General features: G+C 76.7%; 13 protein-coding genes and 1 pseudogene. 11 read left to right on the plus strand and 3 right to left on the minus strand.

Going from position 1 to position 13,216, the window contains the following annotated elements:
* From AC02VZ_RS04315 to AC02VZ_RS04350, 8 genes are all read left to right on the plus strand, one after another.
* Positions 1 to 852: a Rossmann-like domain-containing protein gene (locus tag AC02VZ_RS04315; RefSeq protein ID WP_476474553.1), complete on the plus strand. Its 852-nt coding sequence runs from the start codon at positions 1 to 3 to the stop codon at positions 850 to 852.
* Positions 849 to 2,138 (plus strand): MFS transporter, encoded by a 1,290-nt coding sequence (locus tag AC02VZ_RS04320; RefSeq protein WP_476474554.1) that lies wholly within the window; start codon positions 849 to 851, stop codon positions 2,136 to 2,138. The genes AC02VZ_RS04315 and AC02VZ_RS04320 overlap by 4 nt, the downstream gene beginning before the upstream one ends.
* Complete coding sequence (locus AC02VZ_RS04325; RefSeq protein WP_432056485.1) at positions 2,135 to 3,187, plus strand: FecCD family ABC transporter permease; 1,053 nt, start codon at positions 2,135 to 2,137, stop codon at positions 3,185 to 3,187. The genes AC02VZ_RS04320 and AC02VZ_RS04325 overlap by 4 nt, the downstream gene beginning before the upstream one ends.
* A gap of 1 nt (position 3,188) precedes the next feature.
* A complete protein-coding gene (locus AC02VZ_RS04330) occupies positions 3,189 to 3,983 on the plus strand; it encodes an ABC transporter ATP-binding protein (protein WP_432056484.1) in 795 nt (264 codons plus the stop codon).
* A 13-nt stretch (positions 3,984 to 3,996) separates the two neighbouring features.
* Positions 3,997 to 5,013 carry an ABC transporter substrate-binding protein gene (locus tag AC02VZ_RS04335; RefSeq protein ID WP_476474555.1) on the plus strand — a complete coding sequence of 339 codons (1,017 nt, stop codon included), beginning with the start codon at positions 3,997 to 3,999 and terminating at the stop codon, positions 5,011 to 5,013.
* 161 nt (positions 5,014 to 5,174) lie between these two features.
* Positions 5,175 to 5,987 carry a hypothetical protein gene (locus tag AC02VZ_RS04340; protein WP_432056482.1) on the plus strand — a complete coding sequence of 271 codons (813 nt, stop codon included), beginning with the start codon at positions 5,175 to 5,177 and terminating at the stop codon, positions 5,985 to 5,987.
* 374 nt (positions 5,988 to 6,361) lie between these two features.
* Positions 6,362 to 6,952, plus strand: coding sequence for a sigma-70 family RNA polymerase sigma factor (locus AC02VZ_RS04345; protein ID WP_476474736.1), 591 nt, complete (start codon positions 6,362 to 6,364; stop codon positions 6,950 to 6,952).
* A 320-nt stretch (positions 6,953 to 7,272) separates the two neighbouring features.
* Positions 7,273 to 8,001: an alpha/beta hydrolase fold domain-containing protein gene (locus tag AC02VZ_RS04350; RefSeq protein WP_476474556.1), complete on the plus strand. Its 729-nt coding sequence runs from the start codon at positions 7,273 to 7,275 to the stop codon at positions 7,999 to 8,001.
* A gap of 40 nt (positions 8,002 to 8,041) precedes the next feature.
* Here the strand turns inward: AC02VZ_RS04350 and AC02VZ_RS04355 are convergent, their stop codons facing one another.
* The 3 genes and pseudogenes from AC02VZ_RS04355 to AC02VZ_RS04365 all read right to left on the minus strand — a co-directional run.
* A complete protein-coding gene (locus AC02VZ_RS04355; protein ID WP_476474557.1) occupies positions 8,042 to 8,200 on the minus strand; it encodes a hypothetical protein in 159 nt (52 codons plus the stop codon).
* A 254-nt stretch (positions 8,201 to 8,454) separates the two neighbouring features.
* Positions 8,455 to 9,462 (minus strand): oligopeptide/dipeptide ABC transporter ATP-binding protein, encoded by a 1,008-nt coding sequence (locus tag AC02VZ_RS04360; RefSeq protein ID WP_432056502.1) that lies wholly within the window; start codon positions 9,460 to 9,462, stop codon positions 8,455 to 8,457.
* Positions 9,463 to 9,512: 50 nt separating this feature from the next.
* Positions 9,513 to 10,838: pseudogene (locus AC02VZ_RS04365) on the minus strand (ABC transporter ATP-binding protein); the annotation flags it as partial.
* A 36-nt stretch (positions 10,839 to 10,874) separates the two neighbouring features.
* Between AC02VZ_RS04365 and AC02VZ_RS04370 the strand changes: the two are divergent.
* Genes AC02VZ_RS04370 through AC02VZ_RS04380 form a run of 3 tightly spaced genes read left to right on the plus strand, consistent with a single transcriptional unit; the run spans position 10,875 to position 13,083 of the window.
* Positions 10,875 to 11,456, plus strand: coding sequence for a dihydrodipicolinate synthase family protein (locus AC02VZ_RS04370; protein ID WP_476474558.1), 582 nt, complete (start codon positions 10,875 to 10,877; stop codon positions 11,454 to 11,456).
* Positions 11,453 to 12,412: an ROK family protein gene (locus AC02VZ_RS04375; RefSeq protein ID WP_476474559.1), complete on the plus strand. Its 960-nt coding sequence runs from the start codon at positions 11,453 to 11,455 to the stop codon at positions 12,410 to 12,412. The genes AC02VZ_RS04370 and AC02VZ_RS04375 overlap by 4 nt, the downstream gene beginning before the upstream one ends.
* Positions 12,409 to 13,083 carry an N-acetylmannosamine-6-phosphate 2-epimerase gene (locus tag AC02VZ_RS04380; protein ID WP_476474560.1) on the plus strand — a complete coding sequence of 225 codons (675 nt, stop codon included), beginning with the start codon at positions 12,409 to 12,411 and terminating at the stop codon, positions 13,081 to 13,083. The genes AC02VZ_RS04375 and AC02VZ_RS04380 overlap by 4 nt, the downstream gene beginning before the upstream one ends.
* Positions 13,084 to 13,216: the final 133 nt, after the last annotated feature.

Consider the following 13,216-nt stretch of genomic DNA (forward strand, 5'->3'; position numbering starts at 1 on the left):
ATGCCCCACCCCGAGCCGCGCACCGTGGCCGCACTGACCGACGCCGTCCTGGCCGGCGCCCACGGACCCGACCCCCACACCCTGCACGTCACCAGCGCCTTCCGGCTGTACCACACCACCCGGCTGGCCGGCGGCGACGCCACATACCACAACCACTACGTCGTGCTGCGGACCGGACCCGTCTTCGGCGCCTCGGCCTTCGAAGCCGGCGAACTCGGCCCCGACATCTGCGAGAACGCCTCCGGGCGCAGCCTCGGCGCACTGCTGCGCCACCCGGCCACCCCCGTGCGGATCGCCGCGCTCGACGCCTACCTCTCCCACGTCCTGCCCCACCGGGACGCACCCGGCGCCGAACCCGTCCCCCTGCCCGCCGGCACCCCGGAGGTCCGGGCCCGCGCCCGGGACGCCGCCGTCGCCTCCCTCCTCGACATCGCGCCGGGCGCCAAGGTCGCCCTCATCGGCGTGGTCGACCCGCTCGTCGCCGCGATACACGAGCGGGGCGGCGTCTGCCTGCCCTGCGACCTCAACCGGCGCACCACCCAGTGGGGCGACCGGATCAGCGACGACATGACGGACGTGCTCGCCCCGGCCGACGCCGTGGTCGCCACCGGCATGACCCTGAGCAACGGCACCTTCGACCTCGTCCTCGAACACTGCCGGGACCAGGACGTGCCCCTCGTCGTCTACGCCCAGACCGGCAGCGCCGTCGCCCGCGCCTTCCTCTCCCACGGCGTCACCGCCCTGAACGCCGAACCCTTCCCCTTCTCCCAGTTCAGCGCCGAGCCGACGCTCATGCACCGCTACCGGTCCGCCCGCCCGGCGCCCGGAACCGTCGACGGGGTCGCCCCGTGACCACCGGCCCCCTCGACTCCGGTCCCCCGGGCACCACGCCGGCCGGCCGGGACCCGCTGCCGGGCGACCTCGCGATGACCCGCGCCCTGTGGCCGGTGCTGCTGGCCTCCGCCGTCGGACTGCTGCCGTTCACCGTCTTCAGCACCTACCTCGTCCCCATCGCCGACCGCGCCGGAAGCAGCGTCGCCGCCGTCGGCGGACTGCGCGGACTCGGCGGACTGGCCGCCCTGCTGGTCGGCACCGCGCTCGCCCCGCTGCTGGACCGGGTGCGCCGGGACCGGGCGGCGGCGGGCGCGCTCGTCGCACTCGGCGCCTCGGCGGCACTCGGCGCGAGCGGCGACTTCGTGCTGCTGGCGGCCTTCTGCCTGCTCGTCGGCGCGAGCACCGCCGTGCTGAACCCGGCCCTCACCGCCGCCGCCGCCGACCGCTTCGGCGACGGCCTGGCGGCCGGGCGGGCGGCCACCCTGGTCACCGCCACCCAGTCGATGACCGCGATGCTCGCCGCCCCGGCCGTCGCGCTGCCCGCCCTCCTGTGGGGCTGGCAGGGCGACCTCCTCGCCGTGACGGCCGCCTGCCTGCTGCTCGCCGCGGTCGTCCTGGCCCGCGGCCGGCACGAGACGGCCGGGGACCGGCCGGACGCCGCAACCGGCCGGCACCCCGGCTACCTGGCCTCGTTCCGCGGGCTCGCGGCCGTCCCCGGCGCGGTGCCCCTGCTGCTCGTCTCCCTGCTGCGCACCGCCGTGTTCATGGGCTACCTCGCCTACCTGGCCGCCCACTACGACGAACGGTTCGGGTTCGACCCCGCCGTCTTCGCCCTCGTCTGGACGCTCAGCGGCACCTCCTACTTCGTCAGCAACCTTCTCACCGGACGGCTCACCAACGCCGCCGCCCCCCGCGTCGGCACCGAACGGCTCCTGCTGCTAAGCCTGTCGACGGCCCTCGCCTCGGTCGTCGCCTTCTACGCCACCGACCGGCTGCCGCTCGCCCTCGCGCTGACCGCGCTGCACGCCGCGAGCCACGCGGTCGTCGCCGCCTGCGCCGTCAGCCTGCTGGTGCGGCGCTGCGAAGGCCGGCGCGGGACCGCGCTGAGCCTGAACGCGGCAGGGCAGAGCCTCGGCGTCTTCGCCGGCGCGGCCCTCGGCGGCGCGGGCCTCGCGCTGGCCGGCGAGGCGGGCATCGCCACCGTGTTCGGCGCCCTGGTCGCCGTGGCGCTCGGCGCCGCACTCCTGGTCGCCCGCACGCGCCCGGACACCGCGCCGGAACCGGACCCGGGGCGGACGCCATGAGGGAACGGCTCGCCACCCCGGGCGGACTCCTCGCGGCCTGCGCGACGCTGCTCGCCGCCCTGCTCGCCTCCGTCGTCGTGGCCGTCGGCCTCGGCGCCGCCGTGATCACCCCCGCCGAGACCGCCCGCCACCTGTGGGCGGCGCTCAGCGGCGGCACCGTCCCGGCCCACGAGGTGACCACCCATCAGATCATCTGGCAGATCCGCACCCCGCGGGTGCTGCTGGCCGCGCTCGTCGGCGCCGGACTGAGCGCGGTCGGCGTCGCCATCCAGGCGCTGGTGCGCAACGCGCTCGCCGACCCCTTCGTCCTCGGCGTCTCCTCCGGGGCGTCCGTCGGCGCCGTCGCGGTGACCGTCACCGGGGGACTCGCCGCGCTGGGCATCCACGCGGTGTCGGCCGGCGCCTTCCTCGGCGCGCTGGCGGCCTCGCTGCTGGTGTACGCCGCCGCCCTGCGACGCGGGACGCTCTCCCCGCTGCGGCTGGTGCTGACCGGTGTGGCGATGGCGCTCGGCTTCCAGGCCGTGATGAGCCTGATCGTCTACACCGTGCCCGACGGCGAGGCCACGAGCACGGTCCTGTACTGGACCATGGGCAGCTTCGGCGCCGCCACCTGGAGCGCCCTGCCCGCCGTGGCCGCCGTCGTGCTGCTGGGCACGGCGGTGCTGCGCCGGCACGGCAGGGCACTGGACGTGCTCGCCCTCGGCGACGAGACGGCGGCGAGCCTGGGTGTCGACCCCGACCGGCACCGCGAGCGGCTCCTCCTCCTGGTCTCCCTGATGACCGGCGTGATGGTCGCCGTCAGCGGCGCCATCGCCTTCGTGGGCCTGGTGCTGCCGCATCTGGTGCGCATGGTCGCCGGGGCCGGTCACGCCCGGGTGCTGACCGTCGCGCCGCTCGCCGGAGCGGTGTTCATGGTGTGGGCCGACCTGGCGGCCCGGACCGTGGTCGCCCCCCGCGAGCTGCCGCTCGGCGTGATCACCGCCCTGGTCGGCGTGCCGGTCTTCGTGGCCCTGATGCGGCGCCGGCAGTACCTGTTCGGGGGGCGTTGAGATGGACCTGCGACTCGACGGGCTGTCGGTGGTCACCGACGGCCGCAGCCTGGTGCGCGACCTGTCCCTGGACGTGCCCGACGGCAGCGTCGTGGGCCTCGTCGGACCGAACGGCAGCGGCAAGTCCACCGCCCTGCGCTGCGTGTACCGGGCCCTGCGCCCCACCGCCGGCACCGTCCTGGCCGGCGGCGACGACCTCACCCGGCTGCCGGTGCGCCGCGCCGCGCGGATCGTCGCCGCCATGACCCAGGAGGGCGCGGTCGACCTCGACCTCACCGTGGAGGAGGTCGTCGCCCTCGGCCGGGCGCCCCACCTGCCGGGCAACCGGGCCCTCGATGCGCGGGAGAGGGACCTGTGCGACCGGGTCATGGACCGGCTCGGCATCCGCCGGCTCGCCCGGCGCGGTGTCCTCACCCTCTCGGGCGGCGAACTCCGGCGCGTGCTGCTGGCCCGCGCCCTCGTCCAGGAACCGGAGATCCTCGTCCTGGACGAGCCCACCAACCACCTCGACCTGCGGCACCAGCTCGACATGCTCTCCCTGCTGCGCGGCTCGGGGCTCACCGTCCTCGTCGTGCTGCACGACCTCAACCTCGCCGCGGCCGCCTGCGACCGCCTCGGCGTGCTCTCGGCCGGACGCCTGGTCGCCGCCGGGAGCCCCGCCGACGTCCTGACCCCGCAACGGATCCACGAGGTCTTCGGCGTGCGGGCCGACGTCGTCCCGCACCCGCTCACCGGCCACCCGCAACTGCTGTTCGCGCTCGGCTCCCCGACCGAACGGCCCACCCACCCCAGCTGAAAGGGCACCCGCCATGCGCACCCCCCGCTCCTCCCGTCCGGCCCGGCGCCGGGCCGCCGTCGGCTCCGCCGTCGCCGCCACCCTGCTGCTCAACGCCTGCGGAGCCCAGGTCGAGTCCGACGGGACCAACGCCTCCGAGACGGTCACCGTCCGGCGCTGCGGCGAACCCGTGGAGTACACGGTGCCGCGGCGCGCCGTCGCCTACGAGGGCGGCAGCGCCGACAAGCTGTTCGCCCTCGGCCTGACCGACCACGTGCACGGCTACGTCATGCCGCCCGCCAACCCGCCGGTGAGCGAGTCGCCGTGGGCGTCGGAGTACGCCGAGGTGAAGATGCTCAGCGACGACCTCCTCAACAAGGAGGTGGTCGTCGAGGCCCGCGCCGACCTCGTGGTGGCCGGCTGGAACTCCGGCTTCAAGGACGAGCGGGGCATCACCCCCGAGATCCTGGACGAGCTGGGCATCCAGAGCTTCATGCACACCGAGAGCTGCTTCAACTACCCCGGCCACCCCGAGCGGATGACCCCCTTCGAAGCCCTCTACACCGATCTCGAACGGCTCGGCCGCATCTTCCGCGTCGAGGACCGCGCCCGGCGGGTGGTGGCCGGGCTGCGGAAGCGGGTCGAGGCGGTCGCCGACCGGGCGCCCGCGGACGGCGGCCGGCTCCCCGTCTTCCTCTACGACTCGGGCACCGACCAGCCCTTCACCGCGGGCAACCAGGTGCCGCCGAACGACATCATGCGCATGGCCGGAGCCCGCAACGTCTTCGACGGGCTCGACGAGCGCTGGACCCGGGTCACCTGGGAGGCCGTCGCCCGCTCCGAGCCGGAGGTCGTCGTGATCCTCGACTACGGCGACAAGCCGGCCGAGGAGAAGATCGAGTTCCTGCGGACCTCACCGCACACCCGGGACCTGCCCGCCGTCCGGAAGAACCGCTTCTTCGTCCTCGACTACAACGAGGGCATCAGCGGCCCGCGCACCGTCGACGGCCTGGAGAAGTTCGCGGCGTACCTGCGCACGCTCACCGGCTGAGCCCGGCCAGCCCGGCGGCAGTCCGGCCGCCGCGCGGGGTGACGGCGGGGAGACGGTGGGGAGACGGTGGGGAGCGTCACACCCGCCGGCCCGAACGGGGGCCGGGTGTCCGTCCGTACTCCCGGCGGGGCGCGTGATCCGAGTGCGAGGATGTGACCTCGATGAGTGCAGGGTGGGGTGCGCGCACGGTACGGGCCGCGGTGTTCGCGGCCGTCTGTGTGCTGCTCGCCGCGCTCGGTCACACCCTGATGTCCGGTGCCGGGGTGCCCTGGTGGGCCCTGGCGGTGGGTGCGGCGGTGACCGGCGGCGCCGCCTGGTGGTTCGCCGGGCGGGAGCGCGGGCCGGTGCTCGTGGGCGCCGTCACGGTCGTCGCGCAGGCCGTGCTGCACGCCGGGTTCTCGCTGGCCCAGGCGCTGACCGGTCCCGGCCGGGCGGCCGGCGGCCCGCTGCTGCGGCGCTGGCTGGACCACCTGCTGTGCGCCACCGCCGGCGGACCGCACGGCCACCCCCTCCCCGCGCCCGGCCCCGCCGGGGCCTCGGCGCACGCCGGTCACGCGGCGCACGCCGGTCATGCGGCGCACGCCGGACACGCCGGTCATGCCGCGCACCCAGCGCACGCCGGGTACGGCCCGGGCGGCGCGGAGCACCTGGGGGCGCTCGCCTCCCTGCCCGCGCCACCCCTGGACCACGCCGCGGCCGGCCTCTCCCCGTCCGCGATGCTCGCCGCCCACCTGCTGGCCGCGCTCCTGTGCGGCCTGTGGCTGGCGCACGGCGAACGCGCCGCCTTCCGTCTCCTGCGCGCCGTGGCCCAGCTGCTGCTCGCCCCGCTGCGCCCGCTGCTGCGGCTCCCAACGCCGCCGGACCGCCCGCGCCCGCCGCGCCGCACCACGGACCCGGACCGCGTCCCACGCCTGCTGCTCCTCACCCACGCGATCACCTCCCGGGGGCCGCCCGTCCGCCCCGCTGTCGGCTGACGACAGCCGGATCCCCGGGGCCGCGGCCCGCCGCCGCCGACATGTGCCGGCCGCGCGGCCGGCGCCGTCCGAACCGCCGGTTCCGCCCCGGGCACCCGGCCGCGCACCACCGTGCCCGGCCGCCCTTCACCCCACCCCTCACCGGCCCCGACACGCCGTCGACGCCGCCCGGTGCCCAAGCACCGACATGCCCCGCGCACCGACACGCGCCGGGCGACCGGGCGCCGCCGTGCCCGTGGGCCGTGCCCCCGGCTCGCGACGCGCACGCGACGCGCCCGTGACGCACGCCCGTGGCGCCCAGGCGCCCGGCGGCCGGGCGAGGGACCGGAACCCGGATCGCCCGGAAGGACGCACACGTGACCACCGCTGCCCTCATGCCGCCACCGGTACGGCCCCACGACGAGGCCACGACCTCCTGGGCGCTCGCCGCCCGCGGCGGCGACCCCGACGCGGGGGAGCACCTCGTACGGGCCCTGCACCGGGACGTCCGGTGCTACCTGCTGTTCCTCGGCGCCGACCCGCAGGGCGTGGACGACCTCGTCCAGGAGACGTTCCTGCGGGCCCTCGGTGCCCTGCCCGGGTTCGAGGGCCGTTCCTCGGCCCGCACCTGGGTGCTGGCGATCGCCCGCCGCACGCTGGTCGACAGCATCCGGCACACCGCCCGCCGCCCCCGGAGCGCGGACACGGAGGACTGGGCGGCGGCCGTCGAGGGCGCCCAGCCGCGCGGCCTGCCCGGCTTCGACGAGGGCGTCGCCCTCACCGGCCTGCTGGACGCGCTGCCCGCCGACCGGCGCGAGGCGTTCGTGCTGACCCAACTGCTGGGCCTGCCCTACGCGGAGGCCGCCGCCCTGAGCGACTGCCCGGTCGGCACCGTCCGGTCCCGGGTCAGCCGCGCCCGCACCGCGCTGGCCCGGTGGCTGCACGAGGCGGAACGGCCGTGCGCCCTGGACGCGGAGGCGCGGTGATGTGACGGTTCTGCTGCGACGACGGCGCTGACCCGTGCCCCGAGGAACGGAAGGCGGTCCCATGACCAGCAGGCGCAGCGTGACCGGCGGGCCCGGCCCGGCCGGCGGAACCCCGGCGTCCCGGCCGCGGTGGGAGCCGGTGGTGCCCCGCGCTGGTCCCGCTGCACCTGCGGCTGACCGGGACCGACCGGCGGTACGTCACCGCCGAGGGCGCGCGGCGGCACCTGCGCGAGCGGACGCTGCGGCCCCGCCCGTACGGACCGCCCCGGCGGCTGCGCGGGGACGTGACCGTGTCGGTGGAGCGGTGGCGGGGATGGCCCGTGTACACCCTGGGGCCCGCCGCGGGCGGGGCCCGGGGTGCCGTGGTGTACGTGCACGGCGGCGCCTGGGTGAACGAGATCGTCGCCCCGCACTGGCGCCTGGCGGCGCGGATCGCGGCCGAGGCGGGCACGCACGTCGTCGTGCCGGTCCACCCGCTCCTGCCGTACGCCACCGTCGGCGACGTCGTCCCCGCGATGGCCGACCTCTTCCTCACCGTGCGGGAGCGGCACGGCGACACCGCGCTGGCGGGGGACTCGGCGGGCGGACAGATCGCGCTGTCCACCGCGGTGCTGCTGCGCGACGGCCCCGGGGTGGTCGCGCGCCGCACCGTGCTCGTCTCGCCCGCCCTGGACCTGTCGTTCGGCCACCCGGGCATCGACGCCGTGCAGCCGCACGACCCCTGGCTGGCCCGGCCCGGCCTGCGGGTGTTCGCCGACCACTGGCGGGGCGCCCTGCCCACGTCCGACCCGATGGTGAGCCCCCTCGCGGCCGACCCGCGCGGTCTGGGGCCGGTGACGCTGTTCAGCGGCACGCACGACATCCTCCACCCGGACGCCCGGCTGTTCACCGACCGGGCGCGGGCCGCGGGGGTGGACGTCGAACTCCACGAGGCGCGGGGCGCCGTGCACGTCTACCCGCTCACCCCCACCCGGGACGGCGCGCGGGCCCGGGCGGTCGTCGTGGACCGCCTGCGCGTCCCGTCCGGCGGCCGGGACCCGTCGGGCTGACCGGCGGATGCCCGGCCGGTACGGGGTGGCGACCGCCTGGTCAGGGGACGGTGGGGAGGGTGCCGCGCTGCCTCACGGAGAACCGCGGACGGCCCTCGTTCGGCGTCACGGTGGGGTTCGAGGACGCGGTGACCGGGTCCGAGGCGCCGAGCAGGGACATCGCCCGGTCGTGACGGGTCGTGCGGAAGGTGACGACCATCGTGCGGGGGAGGTGAGCGGCGTGACGGCGCCGACCCGGCCGACAGGTCGGCGTGTTCGGTGCCGCCGGGACCCACCGGACTGCTGTGCTCCAGCGCGCCACCGGCCGTGACGAGCGGCGAACGTCCGCGCAGGGGGCCCTGGGGCCGGAGGGACGGGCCGGGCCCCGCGCCACCGGTGACGGGTGGCCGGGACTGCGGGGCCCGGTGACCCGGCGGACGGCGCGCGGGAGAGCGCGCGCCGTCCGCCGGGTGGTCAGACGCCCTTCACCGACGGAGCCGCCGGTGCGGGCACCGGCACGGGACCGTCGCCGGGCTGCGGGTGGACGCAGTGCCAGCGGTGGCCGTCCGGGCCGTTCGTCGCGTCCGGGAACGACTGCGCGCACGCGTCGTCCGCCTTCCAGCAGCGGGTACGGAACGGGCAGCCCGAGGGCGGGTTGGTGGCCGACGGGACCGGGCCGTGCAGGACGATGCGGTCGGGCCGCTCCAGCAGGCTCGGCGTCGCCGACAGCAGGGCCTCGGTGTACGGGTGGCGGGAGGCGCCGGACACCTGCGCGGACCTGCCCTCCTCCACCACGCGGCCCAGGTAGAGCACCGCGATGCGGTCGGCCAGGTAACGCACCGTCTGCACGTCGTGCGAGATGAACACCATCGCCAGACCGAGGCGGGCGCGCAGGTCCACCAGCAGGTTGAGGATCTGCGCGCGCACCGACACGTCCAGCGCGCTGGTCGGCTCGTCGGCGACGATCAGCTCCGGCTCCAGGGCCAGCGCCCGGGCGATGGCCACCCGCTGGCGCTGACCGCCGGAGAGCTGACCGGGCAGCGCCTCCAGGGTGTGGCCGGGCAGGCCGACCAGGTCGAGCAGCTCCGTCACGCGCCGCTCGCGCTCCTCCCGGGTCCCGCGCCGGTGCACGTCCAGCGGGTCGCGCAGGATCCGGCGCACCGGCAGGCGCGGGTTGAGCGCGGTGGACGGGTCCTGGAAGACCACGCCCACGCTGGAACCGAACCGGTCGCGGCGTTCCGCGGCGGGCATCCGCCACAGGTCCTGGCCCTTGAAGTACACGTGGCCCTCGGTGGGCTTCTGCAGCCCGGTGACGACCCGGGCCAGCGTGGACTTGCCGCAGCCCGACTCGCCGACCAGCCCGAGGATCTCACCGCGCCGCACCTCCAGCGAGGCGTCGGTCAGCGCGTGCACGGCGTCCCGGCGCAGGATGCCGCCGCTGCGCGCCTTGTGCCGCACGTGGATGCCGTCCAGCCGGACGATCGGGTCGGTCGCGGTCTCCAGCGGTTCCATCGGGGTGTCCTCGGTGACGGTCATCGGGCACCTTCCAGCGACTTGGCCGGCGGGCGCACCGGCGCCGGGTGGTGGCACGCGAACAGGTGGTCCTGCGCGCCGTCCCGGTCGGTGGCCGGCGGCGGGGTGGTGACGCACAGCTCGGTGGCGGCGGGGCAGCGGGACGCGAACCGGCAGCCGGCGCCGAACTCCTTGGGGGCCGGCACCACACCGCGGACCTGGTGCAGCCGCTCCGCGCCCGCCTCCAGCGAGACGACCGAACCGAGCAGCCCCCGGCTGTAGTGGTGCGCCGGGTCGGTGAGCAGGGAGCGGGTGTGACCCGCCTCGGCGACCTGCCCGGCGTACATCACGGCGACCCGGTGGGCGAGGTCGCCGACCAGGGCCAGGTCGTGCGAGACCAGGACCATGGCGAAGCCGAGCTCGTCGCGCAGCTTCACCAGCAGCTCCACGACCTGGGCCTGCACGGTGACGTCGAGCGCCGTCGTCGGCTCGTCGGCGATGAGCAGCCGCGGGCTGCGGGAGAGCGCCATGGCGATGAGCACGCGCTGGCGCTGGCCGCCGGACAGTTCGTGCGGGTAGCTGCGCAGGGTCCGCTCGGGCGACAGCCCGACCAGTTCCAGCAGCTCGGACGGGGTCCGGGTGCCGCCGCGCGAGGTGAGCCGCTTGAGCTGGGTGCCGATGAGCACCGACGGGTTCAGCGAGGACATGGCGTCCTGGTAGACCATCGCGATCTCCGGGCCCATCAGCGCCCGGCGCTCCTTCGGCGACAGCGTCAGCAGGTCGCGGCCCCGGTAGAGGATCTCGCCCTCCGCCTCGGCGTTGCGGGCCAGCAGGCCCATGACCGCGAGGCTGGTGATGGACTTGCCGCAGCCGGACTCGCCCACCAGGCCGAGGGTCTCGCCCTCGCGCACGGTGAAGGAGATGCCGTCGACGACGCGGGTGTCGCCGTAGCGGTCGGGGAAGCGGATCGTCAGGTCGCGCACCACGAGCAGGTCGGCGGCGTCCTCGGCCAGCGGGGGAACCGAGGGTTCCATGGCCTCCAGGCGGGTGGCGAGCCGCTCCAGGGCGGCGTCCACGTCGGCGCGCTCGGTGGCCGGGGCCTCCTCGGCGACGGCCTTCTCGGCGGCGTCGCCGCCGTCGGCGCGGGCCTTGTCCGGGGAGGCGGCGGCGTCCGTCATGCCCTCGGAGAGGACGTTGAGCGCCAGCACCGTGATCAGCAGGCACAGGCCCGGGAAGAGGGTCGCCCACCAGCCGCCGGACAGCAGGATCTGCCGGCCGTACGCCAGCACGCTGCCCCAGCTGGGGTCGGGGTCCTGCACACCGGCGCCGATGAAGGACAGGCTCGCACCCACCCGGTCGAGATCGCCGCCCACTTCCGCACCGTGCGCGCCCGCGTCGACCTGCCCCTGTACGCGTACGACCTCCCGGTCTCCGTGCACAGCAAGCTCTCCGTCGCCCTGGTCCGCGAACTCGCCGAGGACGGCACTCTGGCCGGCCTCAAGGACAGCAGCGGCGACGAGGGCGGACTGCGCCGGCTGATCGTCGCCCTCGGCGGGCGCCAGGGCCGCGGCACCGGCCCCGCCGCCGGCTTCAGCATCCTCAGTGGCTCCGAACTCACCGTCGACGCCGCCCTGCTGGCCGGCGCCGACGGCGTCGTCCCCGGCCTGGGCAACGTCGACCCCGCCGGGTACGTGCGCCTGTACGACGCCGTGCGCGCCGGGGACCTCGGCAGCGCCGTCGAGGAGCAGGAGCGGCTCGTGGAACTGTTCGGCATGGTCGACGCGGGCCCGGAGAGCGAGATGGGCCGCAACTCCTCCGCCATCGGCGCCTTCAAGCACGCCCTGCGCCTGCTCGGCGTGTTCGCCGAGGGCACCACCGCCGCCCCCCAGGTCCAGCTGGGCGAGGCGTCGGTCAAGCTGGTCGAGGAGCGTCTGCGCGACGCCGGCCTGCTCGCCGTCCGATGACCGTGCGGCCCGGCACCCCCTCGGTCATCGGCCTCGACCTGGGCGGCACGAAGATCGCCGCCGCGCTCGTCGCCGACGACGGCACGATCCTGGCCCGGCACTCCCTGCCCACCCCCGCGACGTCCGGCGCCGAGGCGGTGCTGGACGCGCTGGCCCGGGAGGTCCGCGCGGTGTGGGCCCCGGGGGCCACCGCCGTCGGCGTCGCCGCCGCGGGCGTCATCGACCCGGTCACCGGCACCGTCACCAGTGCCACCGACACCATCCGGGGCTGGGCCGGCACGGCCCTGGCGGAGGGCCTCGCCGCCCGCACCGGACTCCCGGTGGCCTGCGACAACGACGTCCGCGCGGCGGCCTCGACGGAACTGGGCCCGCTCCGGGACGGCGACCGGCCCGGCCCCACGATGATCTACGCGGCCGTCGGCACCGGCGTGGGCGGCGCCGTCGCCGTCGACGGACGCATGCTGAGCGGGGCGGCGGGCGTCGCCGGGCACCTCGGCCACCTGCCGAGCCCCGAGGCCGACGGACTGCCCTGCACCTGCGGCGCCACCGGCCACCTGGAGGCGATCGGATCGGGGCCCGCCATCACCGCCCAGTACACCAGGACCAGCGGCCTGGCCGCCGACCGTCTGGAGTGGGTGGCCGCCCGGGCGGCCGAGGGCGACCCGCACGCCACCGCGGCCGTCGTGCTCGGCGCCCGGGCCGTCGGCCGGGCGCTGGGCGGCCTCGCCAACGCCCTCGGCGCCGACCGGGTCGTCGTCGGCGGGGGAGTGCCCCGGATCGGCGCCCTCTACCTCGACGCCCTGAACGAGGCGTTCACCGCCGAACTCATGCGCCCCCTGCGGCACCTGCGTCCGGTACCGCCCCGCGGCGGACCCGACGCCGCGGTGCTCGGCGCCGCCGCGCTGACCCGCACCCTGCCCCTCCACCACCCCCGCACCATCGGAGCACCACGATGACCCCGACCCTGGCCGACACCCTCCGGGGCCGCCTGATCGTCTCCTGCCAGGCCCCGCCCGGCGACCCGATGCGGCACACCGACACCCTGGTCCGGATGGCCCTCGCGGCCCGGGCCGGCGGTGCCGCCGCCGTCCGCGTCAACGACCCGGAGGTCGTCGCGGCCACCGTCGCGGCCGTCGACCTGCCGGTGATCGGGCTGTGGAAGGACGGCGACACCGGCGTCTTCATCACCCCGACGGTGCGGCACGCCCTCGCCCTGGTGGACGCGGGCGCCGCGGTCGTCGCCGCCGACGCCACCGCCCGCCCGCGCCCCGACGGCGGCTCCTTCGCCGACCTCGTGGAGGCCGTGCACGCGGCGGGCGCCCTGGTGATGGCCGACGTCTCGACCTACGAGGAGGGACGCCGGGCCGCCGAGGAGGGCGCCGACTTCGTCGCCTCCACGCTGTCCGGCTACGTGCCGGGCTCCCCCCGGCAGGACGGACCCGACCTGCGCCTCGTCGCGGACCTCGCGATGGGCGCCGGTGTCCCGGTGATCGCCGAGGGCCGGATCACCACCCCGGAGCAGGCCGCCGCCGCGCTCGCGGCGGGCGCGCTGAGCGTGGTCGTCGGCACGGCCATCACGGCACCGACCGCGCTGACCCGCCGGTTCGTCGACGGGCTGCCGGGCTGAGGGCCGGCGGACCGACCGGCGCCCGACGGTGATCCGGCGGGCGCCCGGCCGTCCGGCGGGCGTCGGTACGGCTCCGTCCCGGCGGCCTCCACGGCCGCGAAAGGGCGGCGGCTGTCGGGTGGCGGTGGCGGTC

The organism is Streptomyces sp. 3-6 (genome assembly GCF_056323165.1).